Genomic DNA, 21,942 nt, shown 5'->3' with positions numbered 1-21,942 from the left:
GGCACCGAAGACGTGGCACCCCGGCCACCCGCGTCGGCAGTAGAGTGCTCGACGATCCATGACGCGGGGGAGAGCCGGTGCTGCATCTGAGGGTCATCGCGCCGAGCGACCAGTCCTCCGCCGTGGCTGACCTGCTGGCCGCCGATCCCGGGGTGACCCACCTGGCGGTGCTCCCGGGCGCCGCCCGTCAGCCGGCGGGCGACCTCATCCTCTGCGACGTGGTCCGGGAGAGCGCCGACGGCGTGCTGCACGCGCTACGGCAGCTCGGCGTGGAGGAGCGCGGCGCCATCTCGGCCGACGACGTCGAGCTGTCCATCTCCTCGGCGTCCTGCTCGACCAGCCGATCCTCATCGTCGGCGCGATGGTGGTCGGCCCCGAGTTCGGCCCCCTGGCGGCGCTCTGCGTCGCGCTGCTGCGCCGCAACCCGCCGGTCATCGGCCGGTCGGTGCAGGCCCTGGTGGTCGGCTTCCTCGTCGCGATGGTGGTCACCGTCCTCAGCACCTGGGGCCTGGACGCGGTGGGGCTGGTCGAGCGCGGGATGCTGGAGTCCGAACGCCCGCTGACCGACTTCATCTGGCGGCCCGACGCGCTGTCCTGGGTGGTCGGCCTGCTGGCAGGAGTCGCCGGCATGCTCTCCCTGACCTCGAAGAAGTCCGGCAGCCTGGTCGGCGTGCTGATCTCGGTGACCACCGTGCCGGCCGCCGCGAACGCGGCCGTCGCCGTCGCCTACGGCGTCTGGCACGAGGCTTCCGGCTCGGCGCTCCAACTGGTGATCAACCTCTGCGCGATCCTGCTCGCCGGCCCGGCCACGCTGCTGGTGCAGCAGGCGTGGTGGAGGCACCTGGGCCGGCGGCGCCGGCTCCGCCGGCCGGGCGGTGTCACCCGCTGACCCGCCCGGGCCTGCCTGGCCCCCTGCGCGCCCAGCCCGGAGCGCCTGTCCCGCGCGCTGCTCCGAACGCCGCGCCCCGCTCAGGGCGCCGTGTCGTCGGCCCCCAGCCGGCGGAGCAGTAGCGTGCGCAGGGGGATCGACTCGCCGTCGCGACCGCCCGCGCCGACCACGAGCGGCGGCGGGCTGGGCTGCGGCTCGGCCCCGAGCAGCAGGGCGCGCGGGCCGCCCGCCACGGTCAGCAGGTGGAAGCGGCCGTCGACGTCGACGGCCCGGGTGCGGGCCCGGTCGACGTACCAGCCGCGCAGCCTCGTCCGGTAGCTTCCGCGCCCGTCGAGCCCTCGGGCCGTGAGCCGCTCCGTGGGCAGCCCGCGCCGGGTCGCCTCGGCGACGAACCAGGCGACCAGCTCCGCCGCCTCGGCGTGCTCGGCCGCCCGCCGGCGCTCGTCGGCCGCCGCGTGCGCCCGCACCGCCCGCCGCTGCCGCTCCCGCCACTCCAGGCCGTCGCCCACATCCACGACCGCGACGGTACGCCCCGCCGCCCGCCACCGGAAAGCACCAGCGCGAGCCCACCCAGGCTGGTCCGGTCTGTCGGCGGGCGCGCCTCGGGACGCTCCGGCGCGCTCCGTCGCCGGTCAGGTCGGTCGACAAGCGCGCACCACCGGGCGCTGGTGGCCGGTGAGCCGGCTGGCGGGCGGGAGGTCGCACGACGCTGTCGAGCTGAGTCGTTTGCGACATCAGGCGAGTTGCCTGAATCGTCATCCGAATCGTCTACGACATCAGCTCGACAGCGTCGTGCGTGCGTACCGTGCCGCTCGGGTCCAGGCGGCCCGGCACCCCGGTGGCCAGGCTCGCCGTGCGTCCCGCGCCGCTCCGCGAGCGGTACTCCGTGAGCGGTATGACGTCAGGCGAGTCCGGCCCGGCGCAGCGCGTCCGCCATGGCGTCGTTCGCCGGCGCGGGCCCCGCTCCGCCACGGCCCTGCCGTTGCGCCCCGCCCCGCCCGGCCTGCCCGGACTGACCAGCCTGCCCGTCCTGACCGCCGCGTCCGCCGCCCTGACCGCCGCGTCCGCCGCCCTGACCGCCGCGTCCGCCGCCCTGACCGCCCCGGTCACCGCGTCCGCCACTCTGGCCACTCTGGCCGCCCTGACCGCCCCGGGAGGCGCCCCGGTCGCCACGCGGTCCGCCCTGCCCGCCACGTTCGCGGCGCCCGCCGTCCGGGCCGCCGCGCCCGGCGCCCGCCTCCGCGTCGTCCTCCAGCCGGAGGGTGAGCGAGATCCGCTTGCGGGGCACGTCGACGTCGAGCACCTTGACCCGGACCACGTCGCCGGACTTGACCACCTCGCGCGGGTCCTTCACGAACGTCCGGGACATCGCCGAGACGTGCACCAGCCCGTCCTGGTGCACGCCGACGTCCACGAACGCGCCGAACGCGGCCACGTTGGTCACCACGCCCTCCAGCACCATGCCGGGCACCAGGTCGCCGATCTTCTCGACCCCCTCGACGAAGGTGGCGGTGCGGAACTCCGGCCGCGGGTCACGGCCCGGCTTCTCCAGCTCGGCGAGGATGTCGGTGACGGTGGGCAGGCCGAAGGTGTCGTCGACGAAGTCGGTGGCCCGCAGCCCTCGCAGGATCGTGCTCCTGCCGATCAGCGACCGCAGGTCCTGCCCGGTGGTGGACAGGATCCGACGCACCACCGGGTACGCCTCCGGGTGCACGCTGGAGGAGTCCAGCGGGTCGTCGCCGCCGGGGATGCGCAGGAAGCCCGCGCACTGCTCGAAGGCCTTCGGCCCGAGCCGGGCGACCTTCTTCAGCTCCGAGCGGGTGCGGAACGGGCCGTTCGCGTCGCGGTGCAGCACGATGTTCTCCGCCAGCCCGGCGCCGATGCCCGAGACCCGGGTCAGCAGCGGCGCGGAGGCGGTGTTGACGTCGACGCCGACGGCGTTGACACAGTCCTCGACCACCGCGTCCAGCGACCGGGAGAGCTTCACCTCCGACAGGTCGTGCTGGTACTGGCCGACCCCGATCGAGCGCGGGTCGATCTTGACCAGCTCGGCGAGCGGGTCCTGGAGCCGGCGGGCGATGGAGACCGCGCCGCGCAGCGAGACGTCCAGGCCGGGCAGCTCCTGGGAGGCGTACGCGGAGGCGGAGTAGACCGACGCGCCGGCCTCGGAGACCACCACCTTGGTCAGGTTGAGCTGCGGGTACCGCTTGATCAGCTCGCCGGCGAGCTTGTCGGTCTCCCGGCTGGCGGTGCCGTTGCCGATGGCGACCAGCTCGACGCCGTGCGCCCCGGCCAGTCGGGCGAGGGTCTCGATCGAGGCGTCCCACTGCCGGCGCGGCTCGTGCGGGTAGATCGTGTCGGTGGCGACCACCTTGCCGGTGGCGTCCACCACGGCGACCTTCACGCCGGTACGCAGGCCCGGGTCCAGCCCCATCGTGGGCCGGCTGCCCGCCGGGGCGGCGAGCAGCAGGTCCCGCAGGTTGGTGGCGAAGACCCGTACCGCCTCCTCCTCGGCCGCCTGCCACAGGCGCATCCGCAGGTCCGCCCCGAGGTGGATGAGGATCCGGGTGCGCCAGGCCCAGCGCACCGTGTCGGCCAGCCACCGGTCCGCCGGCCGGCCCTTGTCGGTGATGCCGAACCGCCCGGCGATCGCCGCCTCGTAGCGGCTCGGCCCGGTCGGCACCGCGTCGGCCTCGCCGGCCTCCTCCGGCTCCATGGTCAGGTCGAGCACGCCCTCCTTCTCGCCCCGGAACATGGCCAGGATCCGGTGCGAGGGCAGCTTCGGGTACGGCTCGGCGAAGTCGAAGTAGTCGGCGAACTTCGCGCCGGCCGACTCCTGCCCGTCGCGGACCCGGGAGACCAGCCGGCCCCGCGACCACATCTGCTCGCGCAGCGTGCCGATCAGGTCGGCGTCCTCGGCGAAGCGCTCGATGAGGATCGCGCGGGCGCCCTCCAGGGCCGCGGCGGCATCGGCCACGCCCTTCTCCGCGTCCACGTAGCCGGCGGCGGTCTGACGCGGGTCCTGGCCCGGGTCGGCCAGCAGCGACTCGGCGAGCGGCTCCAGCCCGGCCTCGCGGGCGATCTGCGCCCGGGTCCGGCGCTTGGGCTTGTACGGCAGGTAGATGTCCTCCAGGCGGGACTTCGAGTCGGCCGCCATGATCTGTGCTTCCAGGGCCTCGTCGAGCTTGCCCTGACCACGGATCGACTCCAGCACCGCCGCGCGCCGCTCGTCCAGCTCGCGCAGGTAGCGCAGCCGCTCCTCCAGGGTGCGCAGCTGGGTGTCGTCGAGCAGGCCGGTGGCCTCCTTGCGGTAGCGGGCGATGAACGGCACGGTCGCGCCGCCGTCGAGCAGCTCCACGGCCGCCCGTACCTGACGCTCGGCGACGCCGAGTTCCTCGGCGATCCGCTGATGAACAGAGAGGGTCACGATCTCGATCCGCCTTCGGTGTGGGTTCCGCTGTGCATTGTGCCGGCCCGGACCGACGGCCGTCGCCGCCCCCGGCCCGGCGAGCCGGCGGCGACCCGTCGGCGCTGCGGCCCGCGCTGCGCTAGCGTGGCGATCATGGAACCTCCCGTGGACCCGCGCGCCCGGCGGCTCTTCGGCGGCAGCGCCCGGGCGCTCGGCGACCTCGCCGTCAGCCCGTTCCGGGCCGACCGCGACCGCATCGTGGCCTCGCCGTTCTTCGCCCGGCTCAACGGCGTGACCCAGGTGGTCAGCCCCGGCGGCTCCGGCCTGCTCGTGCACAACCGGCTGACCCACAGCCTCAAGGTGGCGCAGGTGGCGCGCGCGATCGCCGAGCGGCTGACCGCCGACGGCCGGCACCGCGACCTGCTGGAGAAGCTGGGCGGCTGCGACCCGGACGTGGTGGAGGCCGCCGCGCTCGCGCACGACCTCGGCCACCCGCCGTTCGGGCACCTGGGGGAGCGGGTGCTGGACCGGCTGGCCCGGCAGCGGCTCGGGTTGACCGACGGCTTCGAGGGCAACGCCCAGTCGTACCGCATCGTCACCAGCACCGAGATCCGCGGCGCGGCGACCACCGGCCTGGATCTCACGGCGGCGGTGCGGGCGGCGCTGCTGAAGTATCCGTGGACGCGGCTGGACCATCCCGACCCGCATCCCCGGCTGATGGACCCGCCGCCGCGCGGCGCCACCCCGCCGCCGGACGATCCCGGCAGCGGCTCGTCGAAGTTCGGGGCGTACCGGACGGAGGTCGGCGACCTGCGGCAGGCGCGGGAGCCGTTCGTGGGCCGCATCCCGGACTGGCAGCAGACCCCCGAGGCGTCGATCATGGACACGGCCGACGACGTCGCGTACGCGATCCACGACGTGGAGGACTTCTACCGGGTCGGGGTGCTCCAGCAGGGCGCGGTGGCCGCCGAGCTGATGGCCTGGCAGCGCGAGAGCGGGCACTTCCGGGCCATCACCGACGCGGCCCTGGCCGCCGCCGCCCGCCGGCCCGGCTCGGCGATCGAGCGGCTGCGCCGGCAACTGCACCGGAAGGATGCCTGGATCGCCGACGACGAGGCCTTCGCCGCCGCCGTCGAGCACGTCCGCGAGGAACTGGTGGAGGGCCTGCTCGCCATGCCCTTCGACGGCTCCATCGAGGCGGAGCAGTACGTGGCCCGGTTCTCCGCCCGGTGGACGACCCGCTTCGTCGACGCGATCACCGTGGTCGAGCAGCCGGCGGTGCGCTCCGGCCACGTGCTGCTCGCCCCGGCGCAGTGGCACGAGGTGCAGGTGCTCAAGTTCGTCCACCACCGGTTCGTGCTGGCCCGGCCGGACCTGGCCCTGCACCAGCGCGGGCAGGCCCGGCTGCTGGGCACCCTGGTGGAGGCGCTGCTGGAGTGGCTGCTCGACCCCGAGGAGGAGTCCCGGCTGCCGCGCCGCCTGCACGACCTGGTGGAGCTGGCCGAGGCGGAGCTGCACCCGCGTACGCCGGACCGGATCGGCAAGGCCCGCGGGCGGGCGATCGTCGACTTCGTCGCCCAGCTCACCGACGGCCAGGCGGTCGCCATGCTGGACGCCCTGTCGGGCCGCTCCGGGGCGCTCTGGACCGACGCCTTCGTCCTCTGAGGGGCGGCGCCGCGGCACGCCCCGCGACGTTCAGGCGACGGCCTGCCACCAGCCGTCGACGGCCGGCGGGTCGTCCACCACGACCCGCTCCCCGGGACGGGGGACGGCCAGCCGCACGTCCCGCGCCTTCGCCTCGGCCCAGATCCGGTCCACCGGCTCGGACCAGTCGTGCAGGGCCAGGTTGAACGTCGCCCAGTGCACCGGTACGAGCAGCCCGCCGCGCAGGTCGAGGTGGGCGGCGACGGCCTCCTCGGGGAACATGTGGATGCTCGGCCAGGCCCGGTCGTACGCCCCGATCTGCATCAGCGTGACGTCGAACGGCCCGTGCCGCTCGCCGATCTCCGCGTAGCCGTCGAAGTAGCCGGAGTCGCCGGTGTAGAAGACCTTCCGGTGCGCGCCGGCGACCACCCAGGAACTCCAGAGCGTGCCGTCGCGGCGCAGCCCTCGGCCGGAGAAGTGCTGCGCGGCGGTGGCGGTGATCTCCAGCCCCGCCACCCGGTGGCTCTCCGCCCAGTCCAGCTCGACGATCCGCTCCGCCGGTACGCCCCAGCGGTCCAGGTGCGCGCCCACCCCGAGCGGCACCAGGAACGGCGCCGACTGGCTGCCCAGCAGCGCCCGCACGGTCGTCATGTCGAGGTGGTCGTAGTGGTCGTGCGAGATCAGGATCGCGTCCACCGGGGGCAGTTCGTCCAGGCGTACCGGCGGCTCGTGCAGGCGGCGCGGGCCGACCAGGGGCGACGGCGAGCACCGGTCGCTCCAGACCGGGTCGAGCAGCACCCGGCGGCCCTCGATCTCGATCAGGGCGGAGGCGTGGCCGTACCAGACGACGCTCAGCTCACGCCCGACGTCGGTGGCCGGGGCGGCGCCCGGGCGCGCCAGCGGCACGGCGGCGCCCGGCCGGCGCTTCTGCTTGCCGAAGATCAGCTCACGGACCAGGTTGCGGTCGGGGGCGCCGGCCATCGAGCGGGTGCCGCCCGGATTGTGGAAGGTGCCGTCGCGGAACCGGGGTGAGCGGGCGGCCCGCTCCGCGCGGGCGCCGGTGAGCCGGCCGCCGAGCGCCGCCGGCACGTCCCGGGCCACCCACGCGAGCCCGGCCAGCGCGGCCAGCCCGGCCGCGCCGCGCAGCCGCCGCCCGAGTGCCCGGTCGAGTCCCGCGCGTTCCGGTGGTGCGCCCATCGTCGTCCCTCCGCCGTGTCCCGTCGTACACGGTAGCCCGGCCACCAGGGGACCGGCGGAAGGTCTGCGGGCCCGCCGGGACGGCGGGCCCGCACGTCGCGGGGCGGCTCAGCCGCCGTTGCTGGGCCGCTGGGCGGTCGGCCGGTGGGTGACGCCGCTGCCGGTGAGGCGGTCCACCGAGGCCAGGAAGCGCCGGCCCATCCGGGCACGGGCCTCGACGGCGGGGTGCGTCGCGCCGTAGTCGTCCGGCTCGGCCTGCCCGTCCGCGAAGAGGGCGTACGTCAGCACGGGCGCGCCGGCCGTGTCGAAGATCACCCCGGCCTCGTGCCGGGCGTCGGCGAACCAGCCGGCCTTCGTGGCGACCCGGGCCCGGTCGGTCGAGGACATGACCCGCCGGATCCCGTCGGTGTACGCGACGGGGGCGCGCAGCAGCCGGAGCACGAACGCCGTGCCGGCCGGCGAGAGCAGCGTGCCGGCCACCAGCGCGCGCAACAGGTCGTGGGTCTCCCGGGGGGTGCTGGTGCCGAGGAAGAACCGGTTGGGGTTGGCGACCGGCTGCACCTGCGTGTTCGGGAAGCCCTTGCCGCGCAGGATCTCGTTGAGCTCGGCTGCCGGGCAGACCAGGCCGCACAGGCGCACCGCCGTGTCGTCGGAGACGGTCAGCAGGTTGGCCAGCACGTGGCCGAGCGTCACGAAGCTCGGGTACGCCCCGTCGAGGCTGAACATGCCGTCGCCGCCGGGCACCACGATCGCCTCGGTCACCTCGACCCGCTGGTCGAGCGTCAGCAGCCCCCGGTCGACCTTGTCGAGCACCGCCACGGCCACCGCGATCTTGTTGACGCTGTACGCCTCGATGCGCCGGTCCGGCTCGTCGGAGACCGCCACCACCGGGGCGCCGGCCGGGTCGGCGACGCTGACGTACGCCTGCCAGTTGCCCCCCGCTGCCACCGTCTCCCGCTCGTAGATCGCGGCCACCCGGCGGGCGGCCTGCCGGGGCGTCGCCGGAGCCGGCTCGGCGACCCCGGGGGCGGCGGACGCCGGCGTTGCGGCGCCGAGCATCGTTCCCGCCGTGGCCACCGTGCCCAGTCCCAGCGCGGTCCTGCGGTTCACCCGGATAGTCAATCGTCTCTCCCGTCGTGGTGGGCCGGCCCACCACCCTAGGCGAAACGATCGACGCCGGTGATCCCGCGCGAGGTTCACGGCAGCCAACGCCGGACGGCCGCCACGACCGGGCCGGGCAGTTCCCCGACGGCCCGGGCCACCCGCCCGAGGTCGGGCAGCCAGCCGCCGCGTACCGAGGCGGCGGCCGGGTCCGGCGCGAACACCGTGCCGTCGTGCGGCGCGACCGGCCGGTCGGTCAGCCCGAGCAGCCGCATCAACGGCCCGACGAGGGCGTCGTAGACGCCCGGCAGCAGGGTGAAGCCGACCCGCATGACCACGTTGACCCGGCCCACCGACACCTCCCGGCGGGGCCGGTCGGCGCAGTCCACGATGGCCCGCGCCACCCGCTCCGGGGTGGTGATCGGCGGCGGGGGCCGGCCGGTCCGACCGAGGTAGTTCGCGGCCCGCTGGTAGACCGCGGTGTCCACACTGCCCGGGTTGACGATGCAGACGTGCACCCCCGGGGTGTCCCGGGCCTCCTGCTGCAACGTGCGGGTCAGCCCCTGCAACCCCCACTTGCTCGCCACGTAGCCGCTCATGTACGGCGCGGTGATGTGGCCCAGCACCGATCCGGTGAGGATCAGCGTGCCTCCGCCGTCCGCCCGGAAGCGGCGCAGCGCCACCCGGGCCACCGCGGCGGCGGCGAGCAGGTCGGTGCGCACCACCTGCTCGAAGACCCGCTCCGGGGTCTCCTCGAACCGGCCGTACGCCATCACCGCCGCCGTGTGCACCCAGACGTCGATGCCGCCGAACCGGTCGAGGGTCGCGTCGGCGAGCGCCGCCAGGGCGCCGTCGGCGGTGACGTCGGTGGGCACTTCGAGCACCTGCGCGCCCGCGGCCCGGCACTCGTCGCGGACCGTGGCGAGGGTGACGGGGGAGCGGGCGGCGAGCACGAGCCGGTCCCCGCGTTCGGCGAAGGCCCGGGCCGCCGCCCGGCCGATCCCGCTGGTCGCGCCGGTCACGACCACCGTCCGGGTCACGGTGCCAGCACGACCTTGACGCAGCCGTCCTCCTTCTTCTGGAACATCTCGTACGCCTGCGGCGCCTCCGACAGCGGCACCCGGTGGGTACGCAGGTCCGCCACGCCCAGCGGGTCGTCGTCGCCGGAGAGCAGCGGGATGATCTCGTCGGTCCACCGGCGCACGTGGCACTGCCCCATCCGCAGCTGGATGCCCCGGTCGAACATCTCCATCAGGGGCATCGGGTCGACCTCGCCGCCGTAGACGCCGGAGACGGAGACCGTGCCGCCCCGGCGGACGGCCTTGAGCGCGGCCTTGAGCACGACCAGCCGGTCGACGCCCGCCTTGTCGGTCATGGTCTGGGCGAGCTTGTCGGGCAGCAGCCCGGCGGCGGTCTGGGCGAGCTTGCCGAGGGGCGCGCCGTGGGCCTCCATGCCGACCGCGTCGATGACGGCGTCGGGGCCGCGCCCGTCGACGAGGTCGATCAGCGCGCCGGGCACGTCGTCCAGCTGGCTGACGTCGAGCACCTCGATGCCGTGCCGGCGGGCCATCGCCAACCGCTCCGGCACCAGGTCCAGCCCGATGACCCGGTCCGCGCCGAGGTGCCGGCCGATGCGGGCGCAGAACTGGCCGACCGGCCCGAGCCCGAAGACGGCGAGGGTGCCACCGCGCGGGGTGTCGGCGTACTTCACCGCCTGCCAGGCGGTCGGCAGGATGTCGGACAGGTAGAGCCAGCGCTCGTCGGGCCCGGTGTCGGGCACCTTGATCGGGCCGAACTGGGCGTGCGGCACCCGCAGGTACTCCGCCTGCCCACCGGGCACCGAGCCGTAGAGCGAGGTGTAACCGAACAGCGCGGCGCCCTTGCCCTCGGCGGTGACCTGGGTGGTCTCGCACTGCGCGTACAGCTGCCGGTCGCACATCCAGCAGGAGCCGCAGGAGATGTTGAACGGCACCACCACCCGGTCGCCCGGCTTGAGCCGGGTCACCCCCGGGCCCACCTCCTCGACGATGCCCATCGGCTCGTGGCCGAGGACGTCGCCGGGCTTCAGGTACGGCCCGAGCACCTCGTACAGGTGCAGGTCGGAGCCGCAGATCGCGGTCGAGGTGATCCGGACGACGGCGTCCGTGGGCTCCTCGATCCGCGGATCGGGCACCTCCTGCACCCGTACGTCCCGCTTGCCCTGCCAGGTCAGCGCCTTCATGTCCCGTCGTCCCTCCTGTGCCGGCTCCCAGGAGTGCTACCCGCCCGTGCCGACTTGAACCAGCCGCCGCCGGACGACCGGTCCCGGCCGTCCCCCTCCGTCCGGCCCGGCCGTTCCCTGATCCGTCCGGCCTGCTGGGCCTGTGGTTCTGGTTCTGCCTGGGTGGGCGGGACGGGTGCATCGCGGGGACGCTGTCGAGCTACCCCGTGCGGTGGGGCAGCCCGTGCGGTGGGGGTGGGCTGGCGGTGCGGTGGGGCTGGCGGTGCGTCCATCGGGTGGACGGTTGGGTGGATGGGCGGTCCCATGGACGGGGTAGCTCGACAGGGACCGTCGGGGAGCCTCGGCCCGCCACGCCCGCGGCGGTGGAACTGACAGGCCCCACCACCGGCCGGCGGGTCCCGTACCGGAAAGCGGGCGGGCCGCCGCACCCGCAGGGGTGTGGCGGCCCGCCCGTCCGGTCCGGTCGTCGGGAACCGGTGTCGTCAGGAACCGGGGGTGTTGTCGCCCCGCTTCGAGGTGGCCATCAGGAAGTCGCGGTTGAGCCGGCCGATGGTGTTCAGCGGGATGCCCTTCGGGCAGACCACGGTGCACTCACCGGCGTTGGTGCAGCCGCCGAAGCCGGCCTCGTCGTGCGCGTCGACCATGCCGATCACCCGGGTGTAGCGCTCCGGCTGGCCCTGCGGCAGCAGCGAGAGCTGGGTGACCTTCGCGGCGGTGAAGAGCATGGCGGAGCCGTTCGGGCAGGCCGCCACGCAGGCGCCGCAGCCGATGCACTCCGCCGCCTCGAAGGCGGCGTCCGCGTTGGCCTTGGCCACCGGGGTCGAGTGCGCCTCGGGGGCGCTGCCGGTCGGCGCGGTGATGTACCCGCCGGCCGCGATGATCTTGTCGAAGGCGCCCCGGTTGACCACCAGGTCCTTGATGACCGGGAAGGCGCGGGCCCGCCACGGCTCGATGTCGATCGTGTCGCCGTCGGAGAACTGCCGCATGTGCAGCTGGCAGGCGGTGGTGCCGCGCTGCGGCCCGTGCGCGTCGCCGTTGATCATCAGGCCGCACATGCCGCAGATGCCCTCGCGGCAGTCGTGGTCGAACGCCACCGGCTCCTCGCCGGCGAGGATCAGCCGCTCGTTGAGTACGTCGAGCATCTCCAGGAAGGACATGTCCGGGGAGACGTCGTCGACCTTGTAGGTCACCATCCGACCCTTGTCCTCGGGGCCGGACTGGCGCCAGATGCGCAGGGTCAGGTTCACTTGTAGCTCCGCTGCGTGGGGTGGACGTATTCGAAGTTCAGGTCTTCCTTGTGCAGCACCGCCGGCTCGCCGGTGGCGGTGAACTCCCAGGCCGCCACGTACGCGAAGCGGTCGTCGTCGCGCTCCGCCTCACCGTCGGGCGTCTGGTGCTCGGCCCGGAAGTGACCGCCGCAGGACTCCTCGCGGTGCAGGGCGTCGATGCACATCAGCTCCGCCAGCTCGAAGAAGTCGGCCACCCGGCCGGCCTTCTCCAGCGACTGGTTGAGCCCCTCGCCGTTGCCCGGCACCCGGACCCGCTGCCAGAACTGCTCGCGCAGGGCGCGGATCTCGTCGATCGCCTTGCGCAGCCCGGCCTCACTGCGCTCCATGCCGCAGTGCTCCCACATGATCTGGCCCAGCTCGCGGTGGAACGAGTCGACGGTCCGGTCGCCGTTGACGGCCAGCAGCCGCTGGATCCGGTCCTCGACGTCGGCGCGGGCCTGCACGGCCGCCGGGTGCGCGGCGTCGACCTTCTCGAACGGGCCGGACGCCAGGTAGTGGGCGATGGTGTTCGGCAGCACGAAGTAGCCGTCGGCCAGGCCCTGCATCAGCGCCGACGCGCCGAGCCGGTTCGCGCCGTGGTCGGAGAAGTTCGCCTCGCCGATCACGAACAGACCCGGGATGGACGACTGGAGGTCGTAGTCGACCCAGAGACCGCCCATCGTGTAGTGCACGGCGGGGTAGATCCGCATCGGCACCTCGTACGGGTCCTCGCCGGTGATCCGCTCGTACATCTCGAAGAGGTTGCCGTACTTGGCCTCGATGGCCTTGCGGCCCAGCCGGTTGATCGCGTCGGCGAAGTCCAGGTAGACGCCGAGCCCCGTCTGGCCCACGCCACGCCCCTCGTCGCAGACGTTCTTGGCGGCGCGGGAGGCGATGTCGCGGGGGACCAGGTTGCCGAAGGAGGGGTAGATCCGCTCCAGGTAGTAGTCCCGCTCGTCCTCGGGGATGTCCCTCGGGCTGCGGGCGTCGCCCTTGGCCTTGGGCACCCAGACCCGGCCGTCGTTGCGCAGCGACTCGCTCATCAGGGTCAGCTTCGACTGGTGGTCGCCGGAGACCGGGATGCAGGTCGGGTGGATCTGCGTGTAGCAGGGGTTGGCGAAGTACGCGCCCTTGCGGTGCGCCCGCCAGGTGGCGGTGACGTTGCAGCCCTTGGCGTTGGTGGAGAGGTAGAAGACGTTGCCGTAGCCGCCGGAGGCGAGCACGACCGCGTCCGCGAACTCGGTGGTGATCTCGCCGGTGACCATGTCCCGGACCACGATGCCGCGGGCCTTGCCGTCGACGACGATCAGCTCCAGCATCTCGTGCCGGGTGTTCATCTCCACGTTGCCGAGGCCGATCTGCCGCTCCAGCGCCTGGTACGCGCCGAGCAGCAGCTGCTGGCCCGTCTGGCCCCGGGCGTAGAAGGTGCGCTGCACCTGCGCGCCGCCGAAGGAGCGGGTGTCCAGCAGGCCGCCGTACTCGCGGGCGAACGGGACGCCCTGGGCGACGCACTGGTCGATGATGTTGACCGAGACCTCGGCCAGCCGGTGCACGTTCGACTCCCGGGAGCGGAAGTCGCCGCCCTTGACGGTGTCGTAGAAGAGCCGGTGCACCGAGTCGCCGTCGTTGCGGTAGTTCTTGGCGGCGTTGATGCCGCCCTGCGCCGCGATGGAGTGCGCCCGGCGCGGGCTGTCCTGGTAGCAGTAGGTCTTGACCCGGTAGCCCTGCTCGCCCAGCGTGGCGGCGGCCGAGCCGCCGGCCAGGCCGGTGCCGACCACGATCACGGTCATCTTGCGGCGGTTGGCCGGGTTGACCAGCTTGGCCTCGAAGCGGCGGCGTTCCCAGCGGGTCTCGATGGGGCCGTCGGGAGCCTTGGTGTCGGCGATCGGGTCGCCCTCGGTGTAGAGATCCATGTCAGGACACCAATCCGGTGAGTACGGCGAACGGGACCGCCAGGTAGCCGGCGCAGAGCGCGACGGAGAAGCCCAGGGCCACGGCTCGGGCCCGCCGCTCGCCGCGCGGGCTCTGCTGGCCGAGACTGCGCAGCGCGCTGAACAGGCCGTGCCGCAGGTGGAAGCCGAGGGTGACGACCGCCAGGGTGTAGAAGAGCGTGACGTACCAGCGCTCCGGGGCGAAGTCGGCCACCACGTTGGCGTACGGCCGGCTGGGGTCGCCGACCGGGTTCAGGGTGCCGGTGGTGAGGTCCAGGATGTGGTAGATCACGAAGAGCAGGATGATCACGCCGCCCCAGCGCATGGTGCGGGCCGCGTAGCTGCCCTGGACCTTCTTGCGGTGCGCGTACTGCACCGGGCGGGCGGCGCGGGCGCGCACGGCGAGGGCGGTCGCGGCCCAGATGTGGCCGAGCACCGACACCAGCAGCCCGATCCGCAGGATCCACAGGAACCACACGCCGGGCAGGATCGGGGCGCCGATTTCCCGCAGCCAGTGCGCGTAGTGGTCGAACGAGGTCGCCCCCGTGAAGATCTTCAGGTTGCCGAGCATGTGCGCGATCAGGAACAGCACCAGGATGATGCCCGTCACCGCCATGACGGCCTTCAGGCCGACGCTGGAGCGGATGGGCGACCGAGTTCTCGTGACTACCACGCGATCGACGCTAGGAGCACTTGATTCAGTCGTCCAATGCATCGACCTCGCAGTCTTGATAGCTATAGGCTATGTAGATGCAGCTCCATCAGCTGAAGTACTTCGTGGCGGTGGCGGAAGTACGACATTTCACCCAAGCCGCCGACATCGTCGGCATCACGCAGCCGTCCTTGAGTAAGCAAATTCACGCCCTGGAGGACGGTCTCGGCGCTCCGCTGTTCGAGCGGGTAAGGGGAAACATCGCGCTCACCGCGGCCGGCGAGGTGCTGCTGCCGCTGGCCAAGCGGATCCTGGCCGACGTCGACACCGCGACCCGCGAGGTGCAGGAGCTGGTCGGTCTGCGCCGCGGCCGGGTCCGGCTCGGCGCCACCCCCAGCCTCGCCACCTCGCTCGCCCCGCCGGTGCTGCGCCGGTTCCGCGACGCCCACCCCACCATCGACCTGCGGGTGGAGGAGAGCGGCTCGCAGGACCTGGTCCGCGGGCTGCTCCGCGGCGACCTCGACCTGGCACTGATCATCATGCCGGCCCAGGGCACCGACCCCGGGCTGCGCGCCGACCCCATCCTGCGGGAGAGCCTGGTGGTCGCCTCCGTCGAGGAGCTGTCGGTGGCCCGGGAGACCGGGCAGCTGCGCGTCACCGACCTGCGCGACCAGCCGATGGTGATGTTCCGGGAGGGCTACGACCTGCGCGACGCCACCATCCAGGCCTGCCGGGAGGCCGGCTTCGAGCCGACCATCGCCGTCGACGGCGGCGAGATGGACGCCGTGCTGAGCTTCGTCGAGGCCGGACTGGGCGTCGCGCTGGTCCCCGGCATCGTGGTGGCCCGGCGTCCCGGCGTGCGCGTCACCCGGCTGGCCCCGCCCGGCGTCCGGCGGACCATCGCGGTCGCCCGGCGCCGGGACGTGGTGCCCACCCACGCCGGGCGGGAGCTGCGCCGGATACTGCTGGACTACGTGCGCGACGCCACCACCGACGGGGACCTGCCGCCGGGCGTCGAGCCGCTCTGAGGCCGCCGCCGCGCCGGCCTGAGGCCGGCAGGACTGCGCACGAGGGAAGACGACCGGCCCCCGCCGGCCTGCCTACGCTGCCGGCATGGCAACGGGCAGCGCCGTGGTGATCGGCGCCAGCATGGGCGGGCTGCTGACCGCCTGCGCGCTCACCGAGGCGTACGAGCGGGTCACCCTCGTGGACCGTGACCTGCTGCCCGAGCGGGCGGCGAGCCGTCGGGGCGTACCGCAGGGGCGGCAGTTGCACGTCCTGCTGACCCGGGGCCGGCAGGCGTTCGAGGAACTGCTGCCCGGGATCTCGGCGGAGCTGAGCGCGCGGGGCGTGCCCACGGTCGACCTGCACGAGCAGGTCCACTGGTACAACAACGGCCATCGGATGCGGCGCGCGCCGTCCCCGCTGTTCGCCCTCGGGGTCAGCCGGCCGCTGCTGGAGCAGGTCGTCCGGGAGCGGGTGGCCGCCCTGCCCGGGGTGCGGATCGTGGCGGGCTGCGAGGTGGAGGGGCTGACCACCACCCTCGACCGGGGACGGGTCACCGGCGTGCGGCTGCGCCTCCGCGACGGGGACCCGACCACCGTCGCGGCCGACCTCGTCGTCGACGCCGGCGGCCGGGGCACCCGCAGCCCGGTGTGGTTGGCCGAGCTGGGCTACCGGCCCGCGCCGGAGGAGCGGGTCAAGGTCGGCGTCACCTACCTCACCCGCACCTACCGCCGGGAGCCGCACCACCTGGAGGGACTGCTCGGCGCGCTCACCAACGCCGTGCCCGGCCAGCCCCGGGGCGGCATCGTCGCCGTGCAGGAGCAGGGCCGGTTCGCGGTGGCGCTCAGCGGCATGCTCGGCGAGGAGCCGCCGGCCGACGACGAGGGCATGACCGCCTTCGCCGAGACCCTCGCCGCCCCGCAGATCGCCGACCTGCTGCGTACGGCGCAGCCGGAGAGCCCGCCGGCGACGATGAAGTTCCCGGCCAGCGTGCGGCGGCGCTACGAGCGGCTGCGCCGTTTCCCGGCCGGCTACCTGGTGGTGGCCGACGCGGTGTGCAGCTTCAACCCGGTCTACGGGCAGGGCATGACGGTGGCCGCGCTGGAGGCCCTGCTGCTGCGCCGGCTGCTCCGGCGGCCGTCCGACCGCCTCGCCCGGCGGTTCTTCCGGGGCGCGGCCCGGCTCATCGACGGGCCGTGGTCCATAGCGGTCGGCACCGACCTGCGCTTCCCCGAGGTGCCCGGCCGGCGCTCGCCGCGGGTACGCCTGGTCAACGCGTACGTGGGCCGGCTGCACGCGGCGGCGACCCGGGATCCGGCGCTGGGCGCGGCGTTCCTGCGGGTGGTGAACCTCGTCGACCCGCCGACGCGGCTGCTCGCCCCGCCGGTGCTGTTCCGGGTGCTGCGCGGCTTCACGGCGTCGGCGCCCCTGCCGCGGCGGGCGCCGACGCGCGCCTCCTGACGCGGGCTGGCGGGTCGCCCTACCTGCCCTCGGCCTCGTCCATCGCCCGGTAGATCCGCTGCTCCGACACCGGGTACGGGGTGCCCAGCGCCTGGGCGAAGACGTTCACCCGCAGCTCCTCGATCATCCAGCGGATCTGCCGGACCGCCCCCGACTGCCGGCGGCCCGGCGGCAGCGCGGCGAGCATCTCCTGGTACTCCTTCTGCACCACCGCGACCCGGTCCTGCTGCTGCTTGTCGCGCTGCGGGTTGCCCGGCAGCCGGTCCAGCCGCCGCTCGATCGCGGTGAGGTAGCGCAGCAGGTCGGGCAGGCGCGCGTACCCGGTCTCGGTGACGAACCCCTTGTGCACCAGGCCGCCCAGCTGGGCCCGGATGTCGGCCAGCGCGGCCACGACCGCCAGGTTCCTCGTGGCGCCGAGCCGTTGCTCCACCGCGTACGCGGCGGCGAGCACCCGGCGGACGCGGTCCATCACCTCGACCACGACGTCGACCAGGTCGGCCCGGACCTTCTCCCGCAGGGCGGCGAAGCCCTCGGCGTCCCAGGCCGGGCCGCCCGCGTCGCCGATCAGCTTGTCGATGGCCGCCCCGGCCGCGTCGGAGATCAACTCCTGCACGCCGCCGTGCGGGTTGCGGCTCAGCGCCAGCTTCGCCTCGTTGCTGAGCCGCCCCTGGAGGAACTTCGCCGGCGACGGCACGGTCAGCCGCAGCAGCCGCCGCGTGCCCGCCCAGTGCGCGGCCTCCTGCTCGGCCGGCGAGTCGAAGACCTTCACCCCGACCGTGTCACCCTCGTCGACCAGGGCCGGGTACGCGGTCACGGCGTAGCCGGCGCGGACCTGCTCGATGGTGCGAGGAAGATCGTCGATGCTCCACGTACGGAGGCCCGTCCGGGCGACGTCCGGCGCGGCGGCGGCCACGACCTGGCGTACCTCCGCCTTGAGCCGGCGTTGCAGGGCCGGCAGGTCCTTGCCCTCGGCGACCGGCTTGTTCTCCTCGTCGAGCACCCGGAAGCGGACCCGCAGGTGCGGCGGCAGCTTCTCCGGCTCCCACGCGTCGCGGGGCACGGTGACGCCCGTCATCCGGCGCAGCTGCCGGGTCAGCGCGTCCAGCAGCGGCTCCTCGCCGGCGGGCATCGCGGCCAGCGCCGCGCGGGCGAAGTCCGGCACCGGGACGAAGTTGCGGCGCACCGCCTTGGGTAGCGAGCGGATCAGCGCGATCACCAGTTCCTCACGCAGCCCGGGCACCTGCCAGTCGAAGCTCTCCGCCGGCACCTGGTTGAGCAGGGGCAGCGGGATGTCGACGGTCACGCCGTCGGTGGGTGTGCCCGGCTCGAAGCGGTACGTCAGCGGCAGGGTCACCCCGTCGGCGGACCACTCGTCGGGGTAGTCGGCCTCGTCCACGCCGGTGCGGCCGGCGTTGACCAGCAGCTCCCGGGTGAAGGTGAGCAGGTCGGGCTGCTCCCGGCGGGTCTTCTTCCACCAGGCGTCGAAGTGCCGCCCGGAGACCACGTCGGCCGGGATGCGCGCGTCGTAGAAGTCGAAGACGGTCTGGTCGTCGACGAGGATGTCGCGGCGCCGGGCCCGGTGCTCCAGCTCCTCGATCTCGGTCAGCAGCCGCTGGTTGTCGGCCCAGAACCGGTGGTGGGTCTGCCAGTCGCCCTCGACGAGGGCGTGCCGGATGAACAGCTCGCGCGACAGCGCCGGGTCGATCCGGCCGAAGTTGACCTTGCGTGAGGTGACCAGCGGGATGCCGTAGAGGGTCACCTTCTCGTAGGCCATCACGGCCGCCTGCTTCTTCTCCCAGTGCGGCTCGCTGTAGCTGCGCTTGACCAGGTGCGTCGCGAGCGGCTCGACCCACTCGGGCTCGACCCGGCCGGCCACCCGGCCCCAGAGGCGGGAGGTCTCCACCAGCTCGGCCGCCATCACCCAGCGCGGCGGCTTCTTGAACAGCGCCGAGCCGGGGAAGAGCGCGAACTTCGCGCCCCGGGCGCCCAGGTACTCGTGCTTCTGCGCGTCCTTGAGCCCGACGTGGGACAGCAGGCCGGGCAGCAGGGACTGGTGCACCTTCGGGGTGTCGATCTCCTCCGGCAGGTCCGCGCCGCCCCGGCGCCGGCCGCCGTCGCCGTCGCTCGCCGGTCGCCCCTCTTCGGGGGTACGCAGCACCTGGCGCAACTGGCTGACGATGTCCTGCCACTCGCGTACCCGCAGGTAGTTGAGGTACTCGGCCTTGCACATCCGCCGGAACGCGCTGGAGGAGAGCTCGCGCTGCTGCTCGCGCAGGTGCCGCCACAGGTTGAGCAGCGTCACGAAGTCCGACTCGCGGTCGGTGAACCGGGCGTGCGCCTGGTCGGCCTGGGCCTGCTTCTCGGCGGGCCGCTCCCGGGGGTCCTGGATCGACAGCGCGGCGGCGATCACCATCACCTCGGTGGCGCAGCCGTTGCGCTCGCCCTCGACGACCATCCGGGCCAGCCGCGGGTCGACGGGGAGCTGGGCCAGCCGCCGGCCCAGCGGGGTGAGCCGCTTCGCCGGGTCGGCCTCGGCCGGGTCCAGCGCGCCGAGCTCGTGCAGCAGGTTGACGCCGTCGGCGACGTTACGCCGGTCCGGCGGGTCGATGAACGGGAACGCGGCGATGTCGCCCAGCCCGATGGAGGTCATCTGGAGGATGACCGAGGCGAGGTTGGTGCGCAGGATCTCCGGGTCGGTGAACTCCGGGCGGGACAGGAAGTCCTGCTCGTCGTAGAGGCGGATGCAGATGCCGTCCGAGGTACGCCCGCAGCGCCCCTTGCGCTGGTTGGCCGACGCCTGCGACACCGGCTCGATGGGCAGCCGCTGCACCTTGAGCCGGCTGCTGTAGCGGGAGATGCGGGCCGTGCCCGGGTCCACCACGTACTTGATCCCGGGGACGGTGAGCGAGGTCTCCGCGACGTTGGTGGCGAGCACCACCCGGCGCCCGGCGTGCGGGGCGAAGACCCGGTGCTGCTCGGCGGTGGAGAGCCGGGCGTACAACGGCAGGATCTCGGTGCCGCGCAGCGCCGGCTTCTTCTCCACCAGCTTGCCCAGCGCGTCGGCGGTGTCGCGGATCTCCCGCTCGCCGCTGAGGAAGACCAGGACGTCGCCGGGGCCCTCGGCGGCCAGTTCCTCGACGGCGTCGCCGATGGCCTGGACCTGGTCGCGGACGTTCTCCTCGTCCTCCCCGTCGTCCTCGCCCTCGGCCACCTCGACCAGAGGGCGGTAGCGCACCTCGACCGGGTACGTGCGCCCGGAGACCTCGACCACCGGCGCCGGTACGCCCTCCGGCTCGTCGGCGGTGGGCGGCCCGGCGAAGTGCCGGGCGAACCGCTCGGTCTCGATGGTCGCCGAGGTGATGATCACCTTGAGGTCGGGCCGGCGGGGGAGGAGCTGCCGGAGGTAGCCGAGGATGAAGTCGATGTTGAGGCTGCGCTCGTGCGCCTCGTCGATGATCAGCGTGTCGTACTGGCGCAGCATCCGGTCGGTCTGCAACTCGGCGAGCAGGATTCCGTCGGTCATCAGCTTGACCAGGCTGCGGTCGCTCACCTGGTCGTTGAAGCGCACCTTGTAGCCGACCACGTCACCCAGCTCGGTGCCGAGTTCCTCGGCGATGCGGTCCGCCACCGTACGGGCGGCCAGCCGGCGCGGCTGGGTGTGCCCGATCAGCCCGGTGATTCCGCGCCCCAGCTCCAGGCAGATCTTCGGCAGCTGGGTGGTCTTGCCGGAGCCGGTCTCGCCGGCCACGATCACCACCTGGTGGTCGCGGATCGCGGCGGCGATGTCGTCCTTGCGCTCGCTGACCGGCAGCTGGGCCGGATAGGTGACCACCGGCACGGCGGCGCGCCGGCCCTCCAGCACGGCCTCGGCCCGCGCCACGTCGGCGGCGATCTCGTCGAGCGCCGACTCCCGGCGCTGCGGATCGCGCAGCCGGCGTACCCCGTCCAGGCGTCGTTGCAGGCGGCGCTGGTCGCGGAACATCAGGGGACGGAGGCGGCGGTGCAGCTCGCGGACGGGGTCGGTCGCGGCGGGTGCGGCTGGATTCTGCATGTCGTCGCCAAGGATAGGCAGCCGACGGCCGGACCGCCCCCGGGTTACCGCCGCGCCGCCTCCGCCCGCCCCGGTCGCGCGCCCGCCGACGGCTGTGGTCAGGGCGAGCGCGCGGGCGGTCCACCGGTCTAGAGTGGGGCGTCGACCGACCTGGCCACGGGGGACTGGATGACGATGCGCGACACCGACCGGGCCCTGGTGCAGGCCGCCACGGCGGTCGCCAAGCTGCGCTGCCGCAGCGAGAACCACACGGTCGCCGCCGCCGCGCGGACCCCCGACGGCAGGGTCTTCACCGGGGTGAACGTCTACCACTTCACCGGCGGCCCCTGCGCCGAGGTGGTCGCGGTCGGCGCCGCCGCCACCCAGGGCGTCACCGAGCTGGAGACCATCGTCGCGGTGGGCGACCGGGGGCGCGGGGTGATCCCGCCCTGCGGGCGCTGCCGGCAGGTGCTGCGCGACTACTTCCCCACCGTCCGGGTCATCGTCGGGCCGATGGACGCGCTGCGGGTGGTGCACGTGGCCGAGCTGCTGCCGGAGACGTACGTCTGGGCCGACCAGCAGCTCGACGGGCCGGCCGGCCCGCTGCCCGCGCCGCGACCGGCCGACTGACGCCCCGCCCCACGGTCCGGCCCGTCAGTCGCCGGCGGCGGCCTCCAGGATCGACCGGGGCAGCGGCACGCTCTCGAACCGCACGTTGCGCTCCGGCACCATCCAGCTCATCACCTGCACGCTCAGCCGCCCGGCCCGCACGGCCGGGTCGTTGTGGTAGAGCTCGCGGGCCTCCTGCGGAGAGACGGCAAGCACGACGAACCCGCGCAGCCGCTCGTCGTCGGCGTCGACGAACGGGCCCGCGGCCAGGACGAGCCCCTGCTCCACCAGCCCCGCCTGATGGGCCAGGTGGGCGTCCTGCAACCGGTCGGCCGCGTCCAGCGGCAGTTCCGGCGCGTCCGACGGCCGAACCAGGAGCACCACGGTGTGCTGGTCGAATCGCATGCCCACACCCTAGGGCGGCCGGGGCCGCCACCCGACCGGATCCGGCGCCGTCCGCCCTGGTCAGCGCCGCCCGGATCGACGACGGCGAGTTAGGCCCGGCCAGGGCGTTCCGCTACGGTA

16 protein-coding genes are annotated in these 21,942 nt (G+C 73.9%); 5 read left to right on the top strand and 11 right to left on the bottom strand.

The window, feature by feature from the left end; genetic code table 11:
• Window positions 1-361: 361 nt before the first annotated feature.
• Window positions 362-889, top strand: coding sequence for a DUF389 domain-containing protein (locus tag DER29_RS01385; protein WP_233599609.1), 528 nt, complete (start codon window positions 362-364; stop codon window positions 887-889).
• 80 nt (window positions 890-969) lie between these two features.
• Here DER29_RS01385 and DER29_RS01380 read toward each other — a convergent pair whose 3' ends face one another.
• Both DER29_RS01380 and DER29_RS01375 read right to left on the bottom strand, forming a co-directional pair.
• Window positions 970-1,404 carry a hypothetical protein gene (locus tag DER29_RS01380; protein ID WP_121395582.1) on the bottom strand — a complete coding sequence of 145 codons (435 nt, stop codon included), beginning with the start codon at window positions 1,402-1,404 and terminating at the stop codon, window positions 970-972.
• A gap of 386 nt (window positions 1,405-1,790) precedes the next feature.
• Window positions 1,791-4,316 (bottom strand): Tex family protein, encoded by a 2,526-nt coding sequence (locus DER29_RS01375; RefSeq protein ID WP_121395580.1) that lies wholly within the window; start codon window positions 4,314-4,316, stop codon window positions 1,791-1,793.
• A 135-nt stretch (window positions 4,317-4,451) separates the two neighbouring features.
• On the opposite strand from DER29_RS01375, the gene DER29_RS01370 reads away from it, so the two are divergent.
• Window positions 4,452-5,963: a deoxyguanosinetriphosphate triphosphohydrolase family protein gene (locus tag DER29_RS01370; protein ID WP_121398909.1), complete on the top strand. Its 1,512-nt coding sequence runs from the start codon at window positions 4,452-4,454 to the stop codon at window positions 5,961-5,963.
• Window positions 5,964-5,993: 30 nt separating this feature from the next.
• On the opposite strand, the gene DER29_RS01365 is transcribed toward DER29_RS01370, so the two are convergent.
• From DER29_RS01365 to DER29_RS01335, 7 genes are all read right to left on the bottom strand, one after another.
• Window positions 5,994-7,139 carry an MBL fold metallo-hydrolase gene (locus tag DER29_RS01365; protein ID WP_121395578.1) on the bottom strand — a complete coding sequence of 382 codons (1,146 nt, stop codon included), beginning with the start codon at window positions 7,137-7,139 and terminating at the stop codon, window positions 5,994-5,996.
• 108 nt (window positions 7,140-7,247) lie between these two features.
• Window positions 7,248-8,249 (bottom strand): serine hydrolase, encoded by a 1,002-nt coding sequence (locus tag DER29_RS01360; protein WP_121395576.1) that lies wholly within the window; start codon window positions 8,247-8,249, stop codon window positions 7,248-7,250.
• An 86-nt stretch (window positions 8,250-8,335) separates the two neighbouring features.
• Window positions 8,336-9,280: an SDR family NAD(P)-dependent oxidoreductase gene (locus DER29_RS01355; RefSeq protein WP_121395574.1), complete on the bottom strand. Its 945-nt coding sequence runs from the start codon at window positions 9,278-9,280 to the stop codon at window positions 8,336-8,338.
• Window positions 9,277-10,461 (bottom strand): zinc-dependent alcohol dehydrogenase, encoded by a 1,185-nt coding sequence (locus DER29_RS01350; protein WP_121395572.1) that lies wholly within the window; start codon window positions 10,459-10,461, stop codon window positions 9,277-9,279. The genes DER29_RS01355 and DER29_RS01350 overlap by 4 nt, the downstream gene beginning before the upstream one ends.
• Window positions 10,462-10,943: 482 nt before the next feature.
• Window positions 10,944-11,708: a succinate dehydrogenase/fumarate reductase iron-sulfur subunit gene (locus tag DER29_RS01345; protein ID WP_121395570.1), complete on the bottom strand. Its 765-nt coding sequence runs from the start codon at window positions 11,706-11,708 to the stop codon at window positions 10,944-10,946.
• A complete protein-coding gene (locus DER29_RS01340) occupies window positions 11,705-13,642 on the bottom strand; it encodes a fumarate reductase/succinate dehydrogenase flavoprotein subunit (protein WP_121395568.1) in 1,938 nt (645 codons plus the stop codon). Before DER29_RS01340 ends, DER29_RS01345 begins: the two co-directional genes overlap by 4 nt.
• A gap of 1 nt (window position 13,643) precedes the next feature.
• Window positions 13,644-14,375, bottom strand: coding sequence for a succinate dehydrogenase cytochrome b subunit (locus tag DER29_RS01335; RefSeq protein WP_121395566.1), 732 nt, complete (start codon window positions 14,373-14,375; stop codon window positions 13,644-13,646).
• 35 nt (window positions 14,376-14,410) lie between these two features.
• On the opposite strand from DER29_RS01335, the gene DER29_RS01330 reads away from it, so the two are divergent.
• The gene (locus DER29_RS01330; protein ID WP_121395564.1) at window positions 14,411-15,340 is read left to right on the top strand and encodes a LysR family transcriptional regulator; all 930 of its coding nucleotides are present in this window, start codon (window positions 14,411-14,413) and stop codon (window positions 15,338-15,340) included.
• 85 nt (window positions 15,341-15,425) lie between these two features.
• Window positions 15,426-16,778 (top strand): NAD(P)/FAD-dependent oxidoreductase, encoded by a 1,353-nt coding sequence (locus tag DER29_RS01325; RefSeq protein ID WP_121395562.1) that lies wholly within the window; start codon window positions 15,426-15,428, stop codon window positions 16,776-16,778.
• A 19-nt stretch (window positions 16,779-16,797) separates the two neighbouring features.
• Here DER29_RS01325 and hrpA read toward each other — a convergent pair whose 3' ends face one another.
• Window positions 16,798-20,829 (bottom strand): ATP-dependent RNA helicase HrpA, encoded by a 4,032-nt coding sequence (hrpA, locus tag DER29_RS01320; RefSeq protein WP_121395561.1) that lies wholly within the window; start codon window positions 20,827-20,829, stop codon window positions 16,798-16,800.
• A gap of 168 nt (window positions 20,830-20,997) precedes the next feature.
• Here hrpA and DER29_RS01315 point away from each other — a divergent pair, with 168 nt between their 5' ends.
• Window positions 20,998-21,438: a cytidine deaminase gene (locus tag DER29_RS01315; RefSeq protein WP_121395559.1), complete on the top strand. Its 441-nt coding sequence runs from the start codon at window positions 20,998-21,000 to the stop codon at window positions 21,436-21,438.
• 24 nt (window positions 21,439-21,462) lie between these two features.
• On the opposite strand, the gene DER29_RS01310 is transcribed toward DER29_RS01315, so the two are convergent.
• Window positions 21,463-21,822, bottom strand: coding sequence for a YciI family protein (locus DER29_RS01310; RefSeq protein ID WP_121398907.1), 360 nt, complete (start codon window positions 21,820-21,822; stop codon window positions 21,463-21,465).
• Between the last annotated feature and the right edge of the window lie 120 nt (window positions 21,823-21,942).

Source organism: Micromonospora sp. M71_S20 (genome assembly GCF_003664255.1).
Lineage (GTDB): Bacteria > Actinomycetota > Actinomycetes > Mycobacteriales > Micromonosporaceae > Micromonospora.
This window is presented reverse-complemented; position numbering and strand designations above follow the sequence as displayed.

Bases quoted from the DNA above. Each gene is read 5' to 3' on its own strand.
- DER29_RS01340 (WP_121395568.1), bottom strand. From the start codon at position 13,642: ATGGATCTCTACACCGAGGGCGACCCGATCGCCGACACCAAGGCTCCC.
- DER29_RS01365 (WP_121395578.1), bottom strand. From the start codon at position 7,139: ATGGGCGCACCACCGGAACGCGCGGGACTCGACCGGGCACTCGGGCGG.
- DER29_RS01325 (WP_121395562.1), top strand. From the start codon at position 15,426: ATGGCAACGGGCAGCGCCGTGGTGATCGGCGCCAGCATGGGCGGGCTG.
- DER29_RS01330 (WP_121395564.1), top strand. From the start codon at position 14,411: ATGCAGCTCCATCAGCTGAAGTACTTCGTGGCGGTGGCGGAAGTACGA.
- DER29_RS01385 (WP_233599609.1), top strand. From the start codon at position 362: ATGGTGGTCGGCCCCGAGTTCGGCCCCCTGGCGGCGCTCTGCGTCGCG.
- DER29_RS01350 (WP_121395572.1), bottom strand. From the start codon at position 10,461: ATGAAGGCGCTGACCTGGCAGGGCAAGCGGGACGTACGGGTGCAGGAG.
- hrpA (WP_121395561.1), bottom strand. From the start codon at position 20,829: ATGCAGAATCCAGCCGCACCCGCCGCGACCGACCCCGTCCGCGAGCTG.
- DER29_RS01370 (WP_121398909.1), top strand. From the start codon at position 4,452: ATGGAACCTCCCGTGGACCCGCGCGCCCGGCGGCTCTTCGGCGGCAGC.
- DER29_RS01315 (WP_121395559.1), top strand. From the start codon at position 20,998: ATGACGATGCGCGACACCGACCGGGCCCTGGTGCAGGCCGCCACGGCG.
- DER29_RS01335 (WP_121395566.1), bottom strand. From the start codon at position 14,375: ATGCATTGGACGACTGAATCAAGTGCTCCTAGCGTCGATCGCGTGGTA.
- DER29_RS01310 (WP_121398907.1), bottom strand. From the start codon at position 21,822: ATGCGATTCGACCAGCACACCGTGGTGCTCCTGGTTCGGCCGTCGGAC.